The organism is Mesorhizobium sp. CA16 (genome assembly GCF_020165175.1).
Lineage (GTDB): Bacteria > Pseudomonadota > Alphaproteobacteria > Rhizobiales > Rhizobiaceae > Mesorhizobium.
Genome location: NZ_JAIUHP010000003.1, coordinates 63319 through 80826 on the forward strand (window position 1 = coordinate 63319; position 17508 = coordinate 80826).

At 64.0% G+C, this 17508-nt stretch carries 20 protein-coding genes; 10 read left to right on the forward strand and 10 right to left on the reverse strand.

From position 1 onward, the window contains the following. Positions 1-87: 87 nt before the first annotated feature. Complete coding sequence (locus tag LB525_RS06145; protein WP_224543973.1) at positions 88-477, reverse strand: VOC family protein; 390 nt, start codon at positions 475-477, stop codon at positions 88-90. A gap of 135 nt (positions 478-612) precedes the next feature. Here LB525_RS06145 and LB525_RS06150 point away from each other — a divergent pair, with 135 nt between their 5' ends. From LB525_RS06150 to LB525_RS06160, 3 genes are all read left to right on the forward strand, one after another. Next, positions 613-1419, forward strand: a complete 807-nt coding sequence (locus LB525_RS06150; RefSeq protein WP_224543974.1) for a helix-turn-helix transcriptional regulator — start codon at positions 613-615, stop codon at positions 1417-1419. A 118-nt stretch (positions 1420-1537) separates the two neighbouring features. Beyond that, a complete protein-coding gene (locus LB525_RS06155) occupies positions 1538-3199 on the forward strand; it encodes an acyl-CoA synthetase (RefSeq protein WP_224543975.1) in 1662 nt (553 codons plus the stop codon). A 91-nt stretch (positions 3200-3290) separates the two neighbouring features. Further along, on the forward strand, positions 3291-4184 hold the full coding sequence (locus LB525_RS06160; protein WP_224543976.1) for a hypothetical protein: 894 nt from the start codon (positions 3291-3293) through the stop codon (positions 4182-4184). A gap of 107 nt (positions 4185-4291) precedes the next feature. Here LB525_RS06160 and LB525_RS06165 read toward each other — a convergent pair whose 3' ends face one another. The 5 genes from LB525_RS06165 to LB525_RS06185 form a co-directional block, all read right to left on the reverse strand. After that, entirely contained in the window at positions 4292-5716 is a 1425-nt protein-coding gene (locus tag LB525_RS06165) for a hypothetical protein (protein WP_224543977.1), read from the reverse strand. 442 nt (positions 5717-6158) lie between these two features. Continuing rightward, entirely contained in the window at positions 6159-6668 is a 510-nt protein-coding gene (locus LB525_RS06170; RefSeq protein ID WP_224513219.1) for an Hsp20/alpha crystallin family protein, read from the reverse strand. An 88-nt stretch (positions 6669-6756) separates the two neighbouring features. Next, positions 6757-7233, reverse strand: a complete 477-nt coding sequence (locus tag LB525_RS06175; protein ID WP_224524790.1) for an Hsp20 family protein — start codon at positions 7231-7233, stop codon at positions 6757-6759. 240 nt (positions 7234-7473) lie between these two features. After that, positions 7474-7746, reverse strand: coding sequence for an usg protein (locus LB525_RS06180; RefSeq protein ID WP_224543978.1), 273 nt, complete (start codon positions 7744-7746; stop codon positions 7474-7476). A gap of 13 nt (positions 7747-7759) precedes the next feature. Next, entirely contained in the window at positions 7760-8107 is a 348-nt protein-coding gene (locus LB525_RS06185) for a hypothetical protein (RefSeq protein ID WP_224524793.1), read from the reverse strand. A 330-nt stretch (positions 8108-8437) separates the two neighbouring features. Between LB525_RS06185 and groES the strand changes: the two genes are divergently transcribed. The 6 genes from groES (at position 8438) to htpG (ending at position 13426) form a co-directional block, all read left to right on the forward strand. Then, the gene (gene groES, locus LB525_RS06190; RefSeq protein ID WP_040988406.1) at positions 8438-8752 is read left to right on the forward strand and encodes a co-chaperone GroES; all 315 of its coding nucleotides are present in this window, start codon (positions 8438-8440) and stop codon (positions 8750-8752) included. Between the two features lie 61 nt (positions 8753-8813). Further along, positions 8814-10442 carry a chaperonin GroEL gene (gene groL / locus LB525_RS06195; protein WP_140846978.1) on the forward strand — a complete coding sequence of 543 codons (1629 nt, stop codon included), beginning with the start codon at positions 8814-8816 and terminating at the stop codon, positions 10440-10442. 73 nt (positions 10443-10515) lie between these two features. Beyond that, positions 10516-10731, forward strand: coding sequence for a hypothetical protein (locus tag LB525_RS06200; protein ID WP_224524799.1), 216 nt, complete (start codon positions 10516-10518; stop codon positions 10729-10731). A gap of 60 nt (positions 10732-10791) precedes the next feature. Continuing rightward, the gene (locus tag LB525_RS06205; protein WP_140846984.1) at positions 10792-11190 is read left to right on the forward strand and encodes a helix-turn-helix domain-containing protein; all 399 of its coding nucleotides are present in this window, start codon (positions 10792-10794) and stop codon (positions 11188-11190) included. Next, positions 11171-11473: a DUF982 domain-containing protein gene (locus LB525_RS06210; RefSeq protein ID WP_224543979.1), complete on the forward strand. Its 303-nt coding sequence runs from the start codon at positions 11171-11173 to the stop codon at positions 11471-11473. The genes LB525_RS06205 and LB525_RS06210 overlap by 20 nt, the downstream gene beginning before the upstream one ends. Before the next feature lie 60 nt (positions 11474-11533). Further along, a complete protein-coding gene (gene htpG, locus LB525_RS06215) occupies positions 11534-13426 on the forward strand; it encodes a molecular chaperone HtpG (RefSeq protein WP_224543980.1) in 1893 nt (630 codons plus the stop codon). Between the two features lie 58 nt (positions 13427-13484). Here htpG and LB525_RS06220 read toward each other — a convergent pair whose 3' ends face one another. Beyond that, positions 13485-15107, reverse strand: a complete 1623-nt coding sequence (locus LB525_RS06220) for an ABC-F family ATP-binding cassette domain-containing protein (RefSeq protein ID WP_224543981.1) — start codon at positions 15105-15107, stop codon at positions 13485-13487. Between the two features lie 218 nt (positions 15108-15325). Here LB525_RS06220 and LB525_RS06225 point away from each other — a divergent pair, with 218 nt between their 5' ends. Then, positions 15326-15652 carry a GYD domain-containing protein gene (locus LB525_RS06225; protein ID WP_176477003.1) on the forward strand — a complete coding sequence of 109 codons (327 nt, stop codon included), beginning with the start codon at positions 15326-15328 and terminating at the stop codon, positions 15650-15652. A gap of 22 nt (positions 15653-15674) precedes the next feature. On the opposite strand, the gene LB525_RS06230 is transcribed toward LB525_RS06225, so the two are convergent. From LB525_RS06230 to LB525_RS06240, 3 genes are all read right to left on the reverse strand, one after another. Next, positions 15675-16418 carry a 2OG-Fe(II) oxygenase gene (locus LB525_RS06230; protein ID WP_224543982.1) on the reverse strand — a complete coding sequence of 248 codons (744 nt, stop codon included), beginning with the start codon at positions 16416-16418 and terminating at the stop codon, positions 15675-15677. A gap of 119 nt (positions 16419-16537) precedes the next feature. Further along, the gene (locus LB525_RS06235) at positions 16538-17062 is read right to left on the reverse strand and encodes a hypothetical protein (RefSeq protein ID WP_224543983.1); all 525 of its coding nucleotides are present in this window, start codon (positions 17060-17062) and stop codon (positions 16538-16540) included. Between the two features lie 5 nt (positions 17063-17067). Beyond that, a complete protein-coding gene (locus LB525_RS06240; protein ID WP_224543984.1) occupies positions 17068-17490 on the reverse strand; it encodes an OsmC family protein in 423 nt (140 codons plus the stop codon). Positions 17491-17508 lie beyond the last annotated feature (18 nt).

Sequence of the window (17508 nt, forward strand, 5' to 3'; positions counted from 1 at the left end):
CTCGGTGTAGACCGTGAGCTTGATGCCCGTGACTGTCTCGTAGAAGTCGACGAGCCGCTTGACGCAAGGCATTCAACTGCCGCAAGGCTAGATATCGGCGTAGATCTCTAGCACATTGCCGTCGGGATCGCGAAAGAACAGCGTGCGGTGACCCCAGGGCCGGTCGGTCGGCCCACTTTCGATCGCCACGGCCTTCTCACGCAACGTCTCGGCGCATTGGTCAACCTGGCTGGGCGTCACCCGGAAGGCGAGCTGCATGGAGAGCGCGCCCGCCGGGGTCGGCAAGTCGTTGAACATCACGCCGCGCTCAGTGAGCGCCAGCAGGCACGAGCCGACCTGGTAGGCGATCCAGCTCTCGCCCAGGCTGGAATGGACGCGAAAGCCCATCACGTCCTCATAGAAACGCCGCATCTCCTTCATGTCGCGGGCGAAGAGGACGGTGTAGTCGATATTCCTGATGTTTTTCAGCGCATTCATTTGCGGAATCCTTTGTCTGGCGCCGCGTTCCGACGCGGCGTGATTGTCGATGCGCTGCCTTATTATACTGGTAGCAAGGTGGTACAAGATGAGCGGCGCTGCTAGTAGCGTCGCCACCCCCTTCGAGGCACGAGCATGCTGGAACAGACCACCGAGATGGACAGGCGTAAGGAACTCGGCCGCTTCCTGCGCGCCATGCGCGAACGCGTCGAGCCGTCACGGCATGGCATCCGCACCGGCACGCGACGGCGCGCAAGCGGGCTGCTGCGTGAGGAAGTCGCGCTGCTCGCAGGGATCAGCGCCACCTGGTATACGTGGCTAGAACAGGGCCGCGAGGCCAATCCTTCCGCGCAGGTGCTCAATGCGCTCGCCGACGTGCTGGACCTCGTGCCTGTGGAACACCAGCACCTGTTCAAGCTCGCAAAGCCGGAATGGCGGCCTGAGGCGACGCCGCTCGAAGGCCCCTCGCCCGATCCGCGCATTGTCGGATTGCTCGCCACGCTCTCGCCCAACCCGGCCTATGCGCTCAACCGCGCCTGGGACTTCATTGCCTGGAACGACGAGGCGGCGGATTTGTTCGGCGGCTTCGATCAGGAGGATCCCGCAAGGCGCAACCTGCTGGCGCGGTTCTTCCTCGATCCCGCCTGGCGCGGCCTGTTCGCCGACTGGGAAGTGGTAGCTCGCTCGGCGATCGCGCAATTCCGCGCCGCGACCGTCGAATACGCGTCTGCTGCCGACATCCGCGCCGTGCTCGATCCACTCAAGGCGCTGAGCCCCGACTTCGCGCGCCAATGGGCCGAGATGCGGGTCGAGGAAGCGCCGATCTGGTCGAAGCGGATGGTCGGTCCGAGCGGCGAAATCATGGTCTATGATTATTTCATGCTGACGCCCGTGGGCGTGGGCAAGGAGATAACGCTGAGCCTTTATCGGAAGCGTGGATAAGGAGCTCCCCGTAAAACGGGGAGAAAGACGCTGCCGCAATCGACCAGCGCCCTCCTTTCATGCAATCTCCTCCGGCGGCGATCATGGGGAGATCATCCGCCGCCGAGGGAGGATTGCCATGACCGACACGCCAGCGGCGCTGCCGCGCTATGAGGATGCCGTTGCGCAATTCCGCATCGAGGACGAGATCGCGCGCCTCCACGGCGATCCGGCGACCGGCATCAACGCCTATGTCGAATGCTGCGGCCGCTATACCGGCGACAACAGGCTGGCGCTGCGCGCGATCTCGGCTGCCGGTGAATTGCGTGAATACTCCTTCGACGATCTGGCCGACATGGCGGGCTGCGTCGGCACCCTGCTCAAAAGTCTCGGCGTGCGCCCTGGCGACGTCGTCGCCGGCATGCTGCCGCGCATCCCTGAACTGGTGGCGCTGATCCTCGGCACATGGCGCGTCGGCGCGGTCTATCAGCCGCTGTTCACCGCTTTCGGGCCGAAGGCTGTCGAGCATCGCCTGAACTACAGCAAGGCGAAGCTGGTGGTGACCAACCCCGCAAACCGCGCCAAGCTCGACGAGGTGGAAAACCGTCCGCGCATCGCCACCATCGTTGGGCCCGGCGACGCCCTTGCAGCAGGCGACGTCGATTTCCGCGCGGCGCTCGCGGCTGCCTTCCTCGATAGCGAGCCGGTCATGCGCAAGGGCACCGACCTGTTCATGATGATGTCGACCTCCGGCACGACCGGGCACCCAAAGGGCGTGCCGGTGCCGCTCAACGCGCTGCTTGCCTTCGGCGCCTATATGCGTGACGCGATCGGGCTTCGGCCCGACGACATCTTCTGGAACATCGCCGATCCCGGCTGGGCCTATGGGCTCTACTACGCCATCACCGGGCCTTTGCAGCTCGGCATCGCCACCACCTTCTACGAAGGCGCGTTCAACGCCAAATCGACCTACGACATCATCGAGCGTCTGGGCGTCACCAGCCTGGCCGGCTCGCCGACAGCCTATCGCCTGCTAATGGCGGAAGGGCCCGAGGCCGCGGCCCGCGTCAAGGGCAGGCTGCGCGTGGTGAGCAGCGCCGGCGAGCCGCTCAATCCGGAGGTGATCCGCTGGTTCGACGCGCATCTTGCAGCGCCGATCCACGATCATTACGGCCAGACCGAGAACGGCATGATGGTCAACAACCATCATGGTCTGGCGCATACGGTTCGCGCCGGCTCGGCCGGCTTTGCCATGCCCGGCTACCGCATGGTGGTGCTGGACGAGGCAGGCAACGAACTCGGCCCCAACCAACCCGGCGTGCTGGCGGTCGATATCGCCAACTCGCCGCTGCGCTGGTTCGACGGCTACCACCAGGCGGAAACGCCGGCGATCGCGGGCGGCTACTACCGCACCGGCGACACGGTGGAATATGAGACGGACGGCTCCGTCTCCTTCATCGGGCGGGCCGACGATGTCATCACCTCGTCCGGCTACCGCATCGGACCGTTCGATGTCGAAAGCGCGCTGATCGAGCATCCGGCGGTCAACGAGGCGGCCGTCGTCGGCGTGCCCGATCCGCAGCGCACGGAGATCGTCAAGGCGTTCGTAGTGCTGGCGCCCGCCTTCAAGGGCAGCGAGGCGCTAGCCGAGGAACTCGCCCAGCATGTGAAGAAGCGGCTGTCTGCGCATTCCTATCCGCGCGAGGTCGAGTTCGTCAGCGAACTGCCGAAGACACCGAGCGGCAAGATCCAGCGGTTCTTGCTGAGGAAGGCCGAGGTGGAGAAACGCAAGCCGGAATAAAGATTTGGCTCTCCATGATTTCCGCCACGCAAAAGCCGCCAAGTCGGGCGATGGCTCCCAAGGGCTTTGATCGCTGATTTGGGGTTGCAGCATGCGGTTGGTCTTGACGCTTCTCATTGCGCTGGCGGGCAACGCGGCATATGCCGCTTCGCCGGAAGATGATTATATCGCCGCGCGCGACAAGGCGATCGCCGATATCACCGCGCAGGAAAGCGCCAATACGGCGATCGAAACTATCGATGCCCAGAACGAGAAGGCGCTGGCCGACCTCCAGCAGCGCCTCGCCGCCATCCTCGGTCCGCTCTCCGTCAAAGGCTTTCCGGCGACCGGTACCATCAATGTTCAAAGCCTCAACGCTTCCGATATCGGCTACGGCATGCTGGACGGGCTGCGATATGCGCAGAGCGACGACGGCCCAAGCATCGTCGCCTCGACGCGCGGGTTGACCGAGCGCTGGCTCAAGTCCAAATCGTCCGAAGCGGAAGCGGATTTCAAGCTGCCCGCCGACATCGGCGCGGCGTTGAAGCTCGACAGTTTCTACACCCAGGCCATCGGCAGCGACGCGGCATTCTCGGGCACGCTCGACTTTTCGTTGAAGGAGCCCGACGGCGCCGATGCGGTGGTCGCGCGGCTCGGCGGCTGGACCCAGGATGTCGGACCGATCTACGATCAGCACGTCGTCGTGGCGGTCGTCAAAGGCGACCGCGTGCTGATTGCCGAGGCACCCGCCTCGCCCGCCGTGCCGAAGATCGCGGCCTGCGATTCAATCTGGGCAGCCGCCGACGCCGCCGCGCAGAAAGCCCAGCAGGCCGACCAGGGTTCGGACCAGGACGATCCGCAGGTCTCCGATCCCGCCAACGCCGCCTGGGAAAAGGGCGACGCCGACTACCGCGCCTGCATGGCCCAGCGCCTGCCTGGCGACCCGTCCTTCCCGGCGCTGTTCAAGCAGGCGCAGGACCTTGCCGACGACATGGCTGGGAAATAGTCCGCCAGGGCAATTCCAGGAAAGCGCAGCGGCTCTCGAAGTGGAGCGGTTTCAAACCATAGAGATAGAGCGGGCCGGCGCTGTCGAAGCCGAGCCGCTCGAAACCCTCAGCCTCCGTTCGCCCGCATGTTGCGCCGAGAAACGCGCCGCGCGACGGGGCGCGCCGCTTCCGCGATGATCCCGTTGGTTTGAGGCGCGGCATCCATGCGCGACCTTGCGTCGGTCACCCGATGCAGGCGCTCATAAGGCAGCAATTCCCGGATGCGGGCGTTGAGCGCTTCGACTTCGGCGCGCAAATCCTCGCATTCCTGCTTCTGGATATCGAGCTGGATCTGCTCCGACGCCTGCTGCAGCGAAAGCCGTGAGAAATTGGTGCTGACCTCGGACAGGTTCTTCTTGTCGGCTTCGCTCTCGTCCTTGAGAACGGCGAGCCTTTTCTCCGCAATCTGGCGTTCGGTGACGGCGTCGTTCAGCTGCGCCTTTAGCCTGGTGATCTCGTCCGTGGCTTCGCCATTGTCGGTCGAGACCTTGTCCAGACGCGACTGCAGTTCCTGGATCTCGGCACGCAAACCGCGCATTTCCGCGTGGCTGCGTGCCAATTCGGCGGTGCTGTCGCTCTCGGCGATCCGCGCCGCCTCGATTGTTTCGGCAAGCCTGGCCTGCGCTGCCTCGAGCGCTTTCTGCAGCCGGGTTTCTTCCTTTTCGTGGTTGCCGATTTGAGCCATCAGCTCGGCGATATGGGCGGTTTCGCTGGCGTGGGTTGCCGCGAACTCGTCGAACTTGTGCCGGGCCTCCGCCTCGCGCTTTTGCGCCTGCTCCAGATCGACCGAAAGGCCGACCTGCTTTTCGCGCAGCAGCTTGTTCTCGGCGCCGCGCCTGTCGACTTCGACGGTCTTGGCCGTCAGGGCTTTGACGATCTCGCCGAACTCCGTCTCGCGCCTGGCGGTCTCATTGCCCATCTCCACCAGCTCCAGGCGCACCGCCGCAAGCGCCGAGCGCAGCTGCTCCCGGTCCTGGACGAGGCTCGCCTCGCGCTGCTGCCACGCTTCGGCCGCGCCGTCGCGTTCGCGCTGCCGGCGGGCGGCGTCAAGCAATTGTTCCGACAATGTCTTGTGTTCGGCGGTGAGAGCGAGGTTTGCCAGCTCCAGCTCGTTGGAGCGCAACACGTCGCGATGGAAGACGTTGAGGACTTCGCGCGTCATATGATGCGCAGTGGCGATCTCCGCCAGCTTTGCCTCGATCTCCTGCAGATGGCCCTGCCCGTCCCGGAAAAGCCCGGTGACGGCCTCCAGGGCGGCCAGCCGCGTCTGGGTATGCGGTGTCAGCCGCGATGCCGTTGCGTCGGACGGCTCTTCGGCCGGCGGATTCTCGTCGCTTGCAACCAGTTCCCGACCGGCGACGGCGTCGTCTTCCGACGGCGGCTGTTCGTCATCTTTGAGAACGTCCTCGAACGCCTCCGCCAGATCCGATTGGAGTTCCTGAAATTCCTTATCGACGTCCTCGGCCCGCTTGATCAGAGACTTGAAATTCATCACGGCACATCCCTTACGCTCGACGACACATCTTTTACGCTCGCCCCCGGGCGTACTTAACGAATTACTAATCTATCGCGTTACCTTCCGTTCGGGAAGCCTGTGCAAAGGAAACCAAAATTAAGGTTATCGCCGGTCCCAATCTGATGCGGATCCGCGCTAGGTGAGCCCCTCTCCCGTTCCTAACATATGTTAGCTTTCTCTCCGGATAGGTGCTGAAAGCATGCGCAGCAGAAGGGAAAGACAGCGAGCTGCTTGTCATCATTCAGATGAGCGATGCGAAGACTTCTGGACGGAAAAAAGAAGCTCCCGCCGTATAAATTTTCTCTTCCTCGGCCGCCCATGATCGATCGAGTGGAGTTGCTTGCGCGAGCATCCGGTTGCCGTGGCTCTATGGGAGTCGACGCGGGAGGCGGATGGGCCGACCTCCCGCGTCGGTGCATCAACTCTTGATGTCGATGCGCTTGACCTGCGACTGCGCCTTCTCGCTCTTCGGCAAGGTGACGGTCAGCACGCCGTTCTTGAAGCGGGCATCCACCTCGTCTTCCTTGACCTCGTAGCCGACCGGGATGCGGCGCTCGAAGCGGCCGTAATAGCGCTCGGAGAACTGCCTATCCTTGTCCTCCGTCTCGGAGCGCTTCTCGCCTCTCAGCGTCAGCACGCCGTCGTCGAGCAGGACCTCGATGTCTTTCTGTTCGAGGCCAGGCACCTCGGCCATCACCTTGATCTCCTTCTCGCCGTTGGAGATCTCGACGCTCGGCCAACCGGCGCCGAGGGCGGAGACACCGCCAAGTGACGGCAACCGACTGTCGAAGCCGCGGAAAACGTCGTCAAACAGGCGGTTCACCTCGCGATGCAGCGACAGGAACGGATCGCGCTCACCGTCGCGGAATATGCTTGGAAGCTGGTTGCCGTTGCTCCGGCCCCAGGGGATCAGATCACGGACACTCATGGTTTGCTCCTTTCTGTTCATCGGCTCGAAAAGCTCCTACGCGCCGCGCAGTGCCCGGCGCGTAGCGCGGATGCGCTCACAGAAGCCCTCAGGCGGCGTGCTTCTCGCCTTCGATCTTCTTTGTCGTGCCTTTGAGCGTTGCCTTGTCGGCCGCGATCTCGATCCGCCGCGGTTTCATCTCTTCTGGAATTTCGCGCTTCAGATCGATCGTCAGCAGCCCATTGACCAAGCTGGCGCCAACGACCTTGACGTGGTCGGCAAGCTCGAAGCGGCGCTGGAATGCACGGCCGGCGATGCCACGATGCAGGTACTCACCCTTGTCCTCGCCGGCTTTCTGGCCAGAGACCATGAGCATGTTCTGCTCCTGGGTAATGGCCAGTTCGTCCTGCGAGAACCCAGCCACCGCCATACTGATGCGGTAGTCGTCTTCCGAAGTCTTGGCGATGTCGTAGGGTGGCCAATTGTCGACGGTCTCGATCCGGCTCGCCGTCTCGAGCGCGTTCAGCATTCGATCGAAGCCGATGCTCGACCGGAACAGGGGACTGAAGTCAAACGTGGTTCTCATAGCTACATCCTCCATTGAGCAACATAGATACGAGGGGCGCCAAGGAAGCGGCGCCCCTTGACCTTGCCGGTCTCTCTCAAGCACCGGCGTAATCGATCTGGGAATTCAACACGGGCACGTCAAGGCCCGCTTCGAAGCAGCCTTCAGGTCGTGAAAGTCAGTCCCTTCGTCTGCATGCAGGCAGGCAAATCATGAGTTGGAGGCGGCCGCACAACCACGACCGCCTCGGGGAGCTGATCTTCAATGGATCGCGATGATCCCGTCGACGGCCCGCCATTCCGACGCCCTGATGAGTCGATGGTGAGCGACACGGACAGAATGCAAGGCGCCAGCCAGCTCGCGCTGCCAAAAGCCCAGAAAGCCCCTCAGCGCCGGGAAATCCGGGGCAAGATCATAGTCCTGCCAGACGTAAAGCTGGAGCAGGCTGGGATGGTCGGGCAGATGATAATGGATCTCGGCAGTGGCCAAGCCATAGCCATTCATCTGCAAGCGGAATTCCCTGCTGACCGCCATCGCCTTCGGGCCTTCACGCGCTCAGCCGGTCGACCACCTGCCGGTGGTCGTCATCGGCAGGGCCGCTGGGCGGCGGAGCCAGCGCATCAAGCCGGCGCAGCGCATCCATGATGTCGTCGAAGGAGACCGGCCGCTCGGTGCCCGGCGGCTGGCGCAGCGCCGGCATCGATTCTACGGCGCAAGCATCGGACGCCCAGGACGAAAGGATCGCCCGCTTTTCCCATATATCGAGCGAGCCGTCCTCCAGCACATCCCGCGGGTGCTGAAAATGCCTGGCCGGCGACAGCAGCCGGTCGAGCGAAAGGTCTGATAGTTCGGGAGCTAGGGAAGGAATGATCGGCGAAAGCGTCTGTCGGTCCATTTCTGTCCTCCGTCTCCAAAAACTCCTTGCTTCGGGTTCCAATTTCTCAGCGGTCCCGGCGCTGCCGGGCACCGATAATCTTGTTCAACTCAATCGCGAATTCAAGCCTCTTCGTTATCGGAGCGGGCCAATTTACCGCATGTTTTCAGCGCGCTAGCACTCAACGGTCGAGAGTGCCAAAAAATTTGCGGTACCCCCTTGAAAGTAGATGAAGGCAAAATTAGCTCGACATGCGCGCGATGCCGAAAGGGTCGCGCGAGCCCCGCTCCGGTCCTGCCGGTCCGGAGCGGAGGAACTGCTCGCAATCTGTTTGTCCTGAAGGAGAACGATATGACGTTCCGTCCATTGCATGACCGCGTGCTCGTGCGCCGCATCGAGGCCGAAGAGAAGACGGCCGGCGGTATCATCATCCCCGACACTGCCAAGGAAAAGCCGCAGGAAGGCGAAGTCATCGCCGTCGGCCCGGGGGCCCGCGACGAGAGCGGCAAGCTCGTGCCCCTCGACGTGAAGGTCGGCGACCGCATTTTGTTCGGCAAGTGGTCCGGCACCGAGATCAAGCTCAACGGCGAGGATCTGCTCATCATGAAGGAAAGCGATGTGATGGGCGTGATCGAGCAGGCCGCGACGCTGAAGAAAGCCGCCTGACCGGGGCTTCGATAGAACCGCAACCCAGTCAATGAAAGCTGCCTAAACAAGGAGTGATCCAATGGCTGCCAAGGAAGTCAAATTCCATTCCGACGCCCGCGAGCGCATGCTGCGCGGCGTCAACATCCTCGCCGACGCGGTGAAGGTGACGCTCGGTCCGAAGGGTCGCAACGTCGTCATCGACAAGTCGTTCGGCGCGCCGCGCATCACCAAGGACGGCGTCACCGTCGCCAAGGAGATCGAGCTCGAGGACAAGTTCGAGAACATGGGCGCCCAGATGGTCCGCGAAGTCGCTTCGAAGACCAGCGACATCGCCGGCGACGGCACCACCACTGCCACCGTGCTTGCCCAGGCGATCGTTCGCGAAGGGGCTAAGGCCGTTGCCTCGGGCATGAACCCGATGGATCTGAAACGCGGTATCGACAAGGCGGTGGATGCTGTCGTCGCCGAACTCAAGGTCAACGCCCGCAAGATCACCAGCAACGACGAGATCGCACAGGTCGGCACCATCTCGGCCAATGGCGATGCCGAGATCGGCCGCTTCCTGGCCGAGGCTATGGAAAAAGTCGGCAACGAAGGCGTCATCACCGTCGAGGAAGCCAAGACGGCCGAGACCGAGCTGGAAGTCGTGGAAGGCATGCAGTTCGATCGCGGCTATCTCTCGCCCTATTTCATCACCAATCAGGACAAGATGCGCGTCGAGCTCGAAGAGCCCTATGTGCTGATCCACGAGAAGAAGCTCAGCAATCTTCAGGCCCTGCTTCCCGTGCTCGAAGCCGTGGTCCAGTCCGGCAAGCCGCTCCTGATCATCGCCGAGGATGTCGAGGGCGAGGCTCTGGCCACGCTCGTCGTCAACAAGCTGCGCGGCGGGCTTAAGGTCGCCGCCGTCAAGGCTCCGGGCTTCGGTGACCGCCGCAAGGCCATGCTGGAGGACATCGCCATCCTGACCGGCGGCACGGCCATTAGCGAGGATCTCGGCATCAAGCTGGAGAACGTCACGCTGGAGATGCTCGGCCGCGCCAAGAAGGTCGCGATCGAGAAGGAGAACACCACCATCGTCGATGGTGCCGGCAAGAAGGAGGAGATCCAGGGCCGCATCACGCAAATCAAGGCGCAGATCGAGGAGACCACCTCCGACTATGATCGCGAGAAGCTGCAGGAGCGGCTGGCCAAGCTCGCCGGCGGCGTTGCCGTGATCCGCGTCGGCGGCGCGACGGAAGTGGAGGTCAAGGAGAAGAAGGACCGCGTCGACGACGCGCTGCACGCCACGCGCGCGGCGGTCGAGGAAGGTATCCTGCCCGGCGGCGGCGTTGCCCTGCTCAGGGCGGCCAAGGCGCTCGACACAGTCGCCGTCGACAACCCGGACCAGAGATACGGCGTCGATATCGTGCGGCGCGCGATCGAGGCTCCGGCGCGCCAGATCGCCGAGAACAGCGGGTCGGAAGGTTCGATCATCGTCGGCAAGCTGCGCGAGAAGACCGAATTCGCCTATGGCTGGAACGCCCAGACCGGCGAATATGGCGACCTCTACAAACAGGGCGTCATCGATCCCGCCAAGGTCGTGCGCACCGCGCTGCAGGATGCGGCCTCGGTTGCCGGACTGCTCGTCACCACCGAGGCCATGGTGGCCGAGAAGCCGAAGAAGGAGGCCGCTCCGGCCATGCCGGCTGGCGCCGGCATGGACTTCTGAGACGCCGACGGGAGCCCGCTTCCGGCAACGGGAGCGGGCGTTTCGAAATGCACGATGGGAGGCCATTATGGATATGATGAGCGGCAATGGCTCGGTTCCGGCGCCGACGCGCCCGGCAAGCGAATTCCTCGCTTATGAAGCCGAATGCCGAAGCGCATTGAAGCCGCTGCTGGCAGGCTTGCTCGACACGGCCGAATCCGCCGGGTGGAACCGGCGGACCGTCGCCTCAACGCTGATGTTTCTTGCCGCACAGCACGTGTCGGCCACCGAAACATCCGGGGGCGGCTAGCAAAATCGGGCCCCGCCTCCAAGGCGGGGCCCATGTGACTGCGAACGGACGAGGATTGCCATGATTGCAGGACGATTGCGCGAATGCCTGAGAATCTTGCGATGGGAAGCTGCCGACGTCGCCGAGGAACTTGGCTGGCCCAGAAACGACGTGACACGCTGGCTCGAGGGGCGCGCGCCGGTGCCGCTGGCGGTCGCCGCCTGGATCGAGGCCCTCGCCAAGGCACACAAGGCGCTGCCCCCGCCGCGCCTTAACCGGCAGAATTCAGCGACGCACACGCCGGCGGGCCCGGTGGTTGTGCAGGCGTTCAACGGCATAGGCCAGCCGCGGCCGCACGGCATCGTCCTGCAACCGCCCTACCCGCGTCGACATGTGCTGGCCGGGACGACCGGCCTTCGCCCGGGCGCCATGAGCACCCACCCGAATGAGGGTTCTGACCATGAGCCACGACCGCTTTGAAGACCCTGTCACCATCCTTGTCGGAATGGGGTTGCCGGTCCGGCTCGAGACCATGATGGAAGCCTATGCCCTGCTGCAGGATTGGCCGGCTGCGAGCAGGAGCAGCGCATATGCGATGGCGCTCAACGCCTGCAGAGCCGGCATTGCCGGCGAGATCGACGCGGAAATGGTGCGGACAACCCTTGTTGCCTTCGCCCGCCGCCACGATATCCTGGCGCCGGACATGGTTTCGCTGGCGCCCGCAGCGCTGGCAGGGCGCGCGTCCACAAGCAACAATGGCTGAAGATTTGAAACCGGCGCGTGCTGGCGCGACGGACAAAATAACCGAACCCAGGAATTTTGAATGACGACGGACACCAAGGCGAAGGAAACCAGGACATTCGAGGCGGACGTCTCGCGGCTGCTGCATATGATGGTGCACTCGGTCTATTCGGACCGAGACGTTTTCCTGCGCGAGCTGATCTCCAACGCGGCGGATGCCTGCGAGAGGCTGCGCTTCGAGGCGGTGAGCCGGCCAGAGCTTCTGGGCGCCGATGCCAAGCCACGCATCACGATTGCCGCCAATCCGGACAACAAGGAGCTTTCGGTCGAGGACAACGGCATCGGCATGAGCCGCGACGAGATGGCGGAGGCGCTGGGCACGATCGCGCGCTCCGGCACCCGCGCCTTCATGGAGCGCGTCGAAGCCGGCAAGGCGGCGGAAGACACGCAGCTCATCGGCCAGTTCGGCGTCGGGTTTTATTCGGCCTTCATGGTCGCAGACCGGGTCGACGTCATCAGCCGCCAGGCCGGCAGCGACGAGGCCTTCCGCTGGTCGTCCGACGGCAAGGGCACCTACGAGATCGCGCCGGCGCCGCTCGAGGCAGCACCCAAGCGCGGCACGCGCGTGGTGCTGCATCTGATGGAGGACGCCTCGTCCTACACCACGCCCTATCGGCTCGAGGGCTTGGCGAAGTCGCAGTCCGGGCATGTGCCGGTGCCAATCACATTTGTCGAAAAGCCCGGCGCCGAACCGCGCGACATCGCCGACGGCACGGCGCTTTGGGTGCGGCAAAAGAGCGAGATCAAGCCGGAGGAATATACCGACTTCTACCGCAGCATCGCCGGCCAGTATGACGAGCCAGCCTCGACCATCCATTTCCGCGCCGAGGGCCGGCAGGAATACAGCGTACTCGCCTTCGTGCCGGGCTCGCGGCCGTTCGACCTGTTCGACCAGGACCGCAAGGGCCGCATGAAGCTCTATGTGCGGCGCGTCTTCATCACCGACGAAGCCGATCTGCTGCCGCGCTACCTGCGCTTCGTGCGCGGCCTGGTCGATTCCGCCGACCTGCCGCTCAATGTCTCGCGCGAGATGATCCAGCAAAGCCCGTTGCTCGCAGCGATCCGCAAGGGCGTGACCAACCGCGTTCTCGGCGACCTCGCCAAGACGGCCGAAAACGATGCCGAAGCCTACGCCAAAATCTGGGAAAATTTCGGCGTCGTCCTCAAGGAAGGTCTCTATGAGGATTACGAGCGACGGGAGCAGCTGCTGAAGCTTGCCCGCTTCCGTTCGACGACCTCAGGCGAAGGCTGGCGCAGCCTTGCCGACTATGTCGCAGCGATGAAGGAAGGACAGAAAGCGATCTTCTTCATGGCCGGTGACGATCGCGCCCGGCTCGAAGCCTCGCCGCAGCTCGAAGGTTTTCGCGCACGCGGCATCGAGGTGCTGCTCCTCACCGATCCCGTCGACAGCTTCTGGGTGACGATGGCGCCGGAATTCGACGGCAAGCCGTTCAAGTCGGTGACGCAGGGCGCGGCCGAGCTCGCCGATATTGCGCTGCCCGAAGATGCGACGAAGCCCGACGCGGAGACATCGTCGGATATCGCCGCCTTCCTGGCTTTCGTGAAAACGACGCTTGGCGAGGAGGTTTCGGACGTGAAGTCCTCGGACCGGCTGACCGAAAGCGCCGTGTGCCTTGTCGCGCCGGAGCATGGCCCGGACCGCCAGTTCGAGCGCCTGCTCAACGCCGCCGGCCGGCTCGACAAGGCGGCCAAGCCAATTCTCGAGATCAACCCGCGCCACGAGCGCGTGGCGGCGCTGGCAAAGCTCGGCGACGACGAGAAGGCGTTCAAGGAAGACGCCGCGCATCTGCTTTACGACGAGGCACGTGTGCTCGACGGCGACAAGCCGGCCGACGCCAAGGCGTTCTCGGCGCGGCTTGCGCGGCTGATCGATCGCGGGCTGACGAGGGGGTAAGCGCCGACGCTCGCCCGACAGGGGGAATGCGCCGCCGCCAATTGCGTAGGGTCTCGCCCTACCCCCTCAATCCCGGCGCTTCCTGGCCGGTGCGGGCGACATATTCGGTGTAGCCGCCGCCATAGGTGTGGACGCCGTCGGGCGTCAGCTCGAGCACGCGGTTCGACAGCGCCGCCAGGAAATGGCGGTCGTGCGAGACGAACAGCATCGTGCCTTCATATTGCGACAGCGCCTCGATCAGCATCTGCTTGGTGGTTATGTCGAGGTGGTTGGTCGGCTCGTCGAGCACCAGCAGGTTTGGCGGATCGAACAGCATCAGCGCCATCACCAGCCGGGCCTTCTCGCCTCCGGAAAGCACGCGGCACTTCTTTTCGATCTCGTCGCCGGAAAAACCGAAGCAGCCGGCCAAAGCCCTGAGCGGCGCCTGGCCGGCCTGCGGAAACGAGTCCTCCAGCGTCTGGAAGACGGTGCGCTCGCCATCGAGCAGTTCCATGGCGTGCTGGGCGAAATAGCCCATCTTGACGCTCGGGCCGCGCGCGACGGAGCCCTCGTCCGGCTGGGAGGCGCCGGCGACCAGCTTCAGAAGCGTCGACTTGCCGGCGCCGTTGACGCCCATCACGCACCAGCGCTCGCGGCGGCGGATCTGGAAGTCGAGGCCCGAATAGATATTGCGGCTGCCATAGGCCTTGTGGATGCCCTTCAGCGTCGCCACGTCCTCGCCGCAGCGCGGCGCCGGCTGGAATTCGAATGTCACCGTCTGGCGGCGCTTCGGCGGTTCGACACGGTCGATCTTGTCGAGCTTCTTCACCCGGCTCTGCACCTGGGCCGCATGGGAAGCACGCGCCTTGAAACGTTCGATGAAGGCAATCTCCTTGGCCAGCATCGCCTGCTGGCGCTCGAACTGCGCCTGCAGTTGCTTGTCGGCCAGCGCGCGCTGCTCCTGGTAGAATTCGTAATTGCCGGAATAGGAGGTGAGCGCACCGGCGTCGATCTCGATGATCTTGGTGACGATACGGTTCATGAACTCGCGGTCGTGCGAGGTCATCAGCAGCGCGCCGTCATAATCCTTGAGGAATTTCTCCAGCCAGATCAGGCTTTCGAGGTCGAGATGGTTCGACGGCTCGTCGAGCAGCATGACGTCGGGCCGCATCAACAGGATGCGGGCGAGTGCCACGCGCATCTTCCAGCCGCCGGAGAGTTTTGAGACGTCGCCGTCCATCATCTCCTGACTGAAGCCGAGGCCGTCCAGCACCTCGCGCGCGCGGCCGTCGAGCGCATAGCCGTCAAGCTCCTCGAAGCGGTGCTGCAACTCGCCGTAGCGCTCGATGATCTGATCCATGTCGTCGGCGCGGTCGGGATCGCCCATGGCGTGCTCAAGCTCGCGCATCTCGGCAGCGACCGCGCTAACCGGTCCGGCGCCCTCCATGACCTCGGCGACGGCGCTCAAGCCGCCCATATCGCCGACATCCTGGCTGAAATAGCCGATGGTGACGCCGCGATCGACCGAGACCTGACCTTCATCGGGCTGCTCCTGGCCAATGATCATGCGGAACAGGGTCGTCTTGCCGGCGCCGTTCGGGCCGACAAGCCCGATCTTCTCGCCCTTCTGCAAGGCGGCCGAAGCTTCGATGAAGACGATCTGTCGGCCGTTCTGCTTGCCGATATTTTCGAGACGGATCATGGGACAGTCCGGGAAACTTCGCTGACGTGGCGGGGATTTGCCCGGGGCATTACGCGAATGCGGGCACGAGGGAAAGAGGCAGAAGCGCCGCATGCCGCGCTCGGCCTATTCCCTTTGAGGCAGAACCAGCCGAGGTAAAATTGATTCGCGTCGCCGACAGATCGAGCGCTTAGTGCTGGAGCCAACCACTTGATGGGCTCTGGCAAGGGAGATCAACCATGGCCATGTACCTGACGCGCTTCAGCTACACGCCCGAGACATGGGCGCGAATGATCGAAAACCCCGAAGATCGCCGCAAGGCAGCCAGCTCATACATAGAATCGGTGGGCGGAAAGCTGCACGGGTTCTGGTACGCGTTCGGCGAGCACGACGGCTGGAACCTGTGGGAGGCGCCGGACAATGTTTCGATGGCGTCCGTCGTGCTCGCCATCGGTGCCGGAGGGGCGCTCAGCTCCTGCGAGACCACCGTCCTCCTCAGCGTCGAGGAGACGATGGACGCGCTGGGCAGGGCGAAATCGATCCGTTATCGGCGGCCGGGAGCGTAGAAAAAAGCCGCCTCGGGGAGTGTCACCTCGCGTCATGGAAGATGATGCCGAGCGTATGTCGCCTGCCCGAGCGCAGGCGGCTAACGCCGTGGCGCAGGTTGACGCGATAGTAACCTCGCGTGCCCTCCACCGGCCGGTTGTGCACGGCGAAGATTACCGCAGCGCCGCGCTTGAGCGGCACCACCTCGGCGCGGCTTTGCATGCGCGGGCGCTGCTCGGTGAGCACGAATTCGCCGCCGGTGAAATCCTCGCCGGGCTCGGACAGCAGGATCGCCACCTGCAGCGGAAAGGCAAGCTCGCCGTAGAGGTCCTGGTGCAGGCAGTTGAAGTCGCCGAGGCCGTATTGCAGCAGAAGCGGCGTCGGCTTCACCTGGCCCTCGTCGTGGCAGCGTTTCAGGAAGGCGGCGTGCTCGGCCGGATAGCGCTGGGCAACGCCCATCTTCTCGTTCCAGTCATTGGCAACGGGGGCGAGGCGCGGGTAGAGCGCGGTGCGCAGGCCCTCGATCAGGTCCGGCAGCGGATATTTGAAATACCGATATTCGCCCTTGCCGAAGCCGTGGCGCGCCATCACGACATGGCTGCGGAAATGCTCTTCATGCGGGTAGAGCGCGGCGATATCGGCGCATTCTTCCGCCGACAGCATGCCGGGCAGGACGGCGCAGCCATGGGCATTGAGGTCAGAGACCAGCGCGCGCCAATCTTGTGCTGCGACGCGGGATTCGGCGGAGCGGCTGGCGCGTTTGGTGTTGAGGGAATGGATGGTCATGGGTTGGCTCCTTCGCTTGATGTCAAAGTGGAGCGAAGGATGAGCATCGGCCACCCGATTCCTGCGGGGGTGGGCGCCGGCTTTCCCTTCTCCCTTGTGGGAGAAGGAGAAGTCGCGCCTCACTGCCTCCGATACATCTCCAGCTCTGGATCCAGTTCCACCTTCACCGCATTGGTGAACACGCAGGTCGCCACCATGATGCCGGCGAAGGCGGTGAGGTTGACGAGCAGCGTCTCGTCGTAGCGCGCCTTGAGTGCGGCCCAGGTTTCTGCCGGGACGGCATTGGCATCGGCGGCGATTGCCATGCCGAAGGAGATCAGCAGCGTCTCGTCGGCGGTCGGTTCGATCGCTTCGGGGTCGAGCCCGTTCTCGATCAATGCGCGGCGAAAGAACGTCACGGGAATCTCGGCGCGCATGGTCTCGGCCATCGCTTTCGACAACAGCCAGATGGCGCGGTCGTCGAGTGTGGGCTTGAGAAGGTCGCGCAGCGTGAACCATTCGGCGTAGATGCGGTGGGCGGCCGGCGAGTGGAGCAGGATGCGCTTCGTGTTGGTCATGCGGCCGCGCAGCGCGAGCTCGCGGTCGTGCTCGGCGCGGATGTCGTCCGAGGCGGTCGCGTAGTCGATCGGCGAAAGATACGCCATTGCGCTCACCCCAGCGTGGAACGAAGCGCCGGCGCGCCGCGCAGCGTGTTGGAGACGGTGCAGATGTTTTCCGCGTCCGCCAGGATTCGCTCTTTCGTCGCGTCATCGAGGTCGCCGGCGATCCCCAGTTTGACGATGAATGTCTCGACCCGTGAGGGCTCGTCCGTCGCCTTCTCGCCGCTGACATCCGCCCTCACCTCGCCGAGCCGGTCGGCGACGCCGAGGCGGGTGGCGGCGATGCGGGCGCTGAGCACCATGCAGGCGGCCAAAGAGGCATGGAGCAGGTCGAGCGGGCTGAAGCCGGGCGCGCTGACCTGCGTGACCACATCGACCGTGCCACCGGTCGGCGTCGTGATCACCGGCAGCCCGCCCGGCGGCAGGACGGCGAGCGCGCCGGCATTGCGGGTTCTGATCTTCAAGTCTGCCATCGTGTCCCTCCGGTTTGG

What these genes read in the sequence shown, in the direction of transcription:
- groL (WP_140846978.1), top strand. Translation starts at nt 8,814, where the DNA reads ATGGCTGCCAAGGAAGTCAAATTCCATTCCGACGCCCGCGAGCGCATG.
- groES (WP_040988406.1), top strand. Translation starts at nt 8,438, where the DNA reads ATGACGTTCCGTCCATTGCATGACCGCGTGCTCGTGCGCCGCATCGAG.
- LB525_RS06230 (WP_224543982.1), bottom strand. Translation starts at nt 16,418, where the DNA reads ATGACCATCCATTCCCTCAACACCAAACGCGCCAGCCGCTCCGCCGAA.
- LB525_RS06220 (WP_224543981.1), bottom strand. Translation starts at nt 15,107, where the DNA reads ATGATCCGTCTCGAAAATATCGGCAAGCAGAACGGCCGACAGATCGTC.
- LB525_RS06155 (WP_224543975.1), top strand. Translation starts at nt 1,538, where the DNA reads ATGACCGACACGCCAGCGGCGCTGCCGCGCTATGAGGATGCCGTTGCG.
- LB525_RS06170 (WP_224513219.1), bottom strand. Translation starts at nt 6,668, where the DNA reads ATGAGTGTCCGTGATCTGATCCCCTGGGGCCGGAGCAACGGCAACCAG.
- LB525_RS06205 (WP_140846984.1), top strand. Translation starts at nt 10,792, where the DNA reads ATGATTGCAGGACGATTGCGCGAATGCCTGAGAATCTTGCGATGGGAA.
- LB525_RS06225 (WP_176477003.1), top strand. Translation starts at nt 15,326, where the DNA reads ATGGCCATGTACCTGACGCGCTTCAGCTACACGCCCGAGACATGGGCG.
- LB525_RS06165 (WP_224543977.1), bottom strand. Translation starts at nt 5,716, where the DNA reads ATGAATTTCAAGTCTCTGATCAAGCGGGCCGAGGACGTCGATAAGGAA.
- LB525_RS06160 (WP_224543976.1), top strand. Translation starts at nt 3,291, where the DNA reads ATGCGGTTGGTCTTGACGCTTCTCATTGCGCTGGCGGGCAACGCGGCA.
- LB525_RS06200 (WP_224524799.1), top strand. Translation starts at nt 10,516, where the DNA reads ATGATGAGCGGCAATGGCTCGGTTCCGGCGCCGACGCGCCCGGCAAGC.
- LB525_RS06235 (WP_224543983.1), bottom strand. Translation starts at nt 17,062, where the DNA reads ATGGCGTATCTTTCGCCGATCGACTACGCGACCGCCTCGGACGACATC.
- LB525_RS06185 (WP_224524793.1), bottom strand. Translation starts at nt 8,107, where the DNA reads ATGGACCGACAGACGCTTTCGCCGATCATTCCTTCCCTAGCTCCCGAA.
- htpG (WP_224543980.1), top strand. Translation starts at nt 11,534, where the DNA reads ATGACGACGGACACCAAGGCGAAGGAAACCAGGACATTCGAGGCGGAC.
- LB525_RS06150 (WP_224543974.1), top strand. Translation starts at nt 613, where the DNA reads ATGCTGGAACAGACCACCGAGATGGACAGGCGTAAGGAACTCGGCCGC.
- LB525_RS06175 (WP_224524790.1), bottom strand. Translation starts at nt 7,233, where the DNA reads ATGAGAACCACGTTTGACTTCAGTCCCCTGTTCCGGTCGAGCATCGGC.
- LB525_RS06180 (WP_224543978.1), bottom strand. Translation starts at nt 7,746, where the DNA reads ATGGCGGTCAGCAGGGAATTCCGCTTGCAGATGAATGGCTATGGCTTG.
- LB525_RS06145 (WP_224543973.1), bottom strand. Translation starts at nt 477, where the DNA reads ATGAATGCGCTGAAAAACATCAGGAATATCGACTACACCGTCCTCTTC.
- LB525_RS06240 (WP_224543984.1), bottom strand. Translation starts at nt 17,490, where the DNA reads ATGGCAGACTTGAAGATCAGAACCCGCAATGCCGGCGCGCTCGCCGTC.
- LB525_RS06210 (WP_224543979.1), top strand. Translation starts at nt 11,171, where the DNA reads ATGAGCCACGACCGCTTTGAAGACCCTGTCACCATCCTTGTCGGAATG.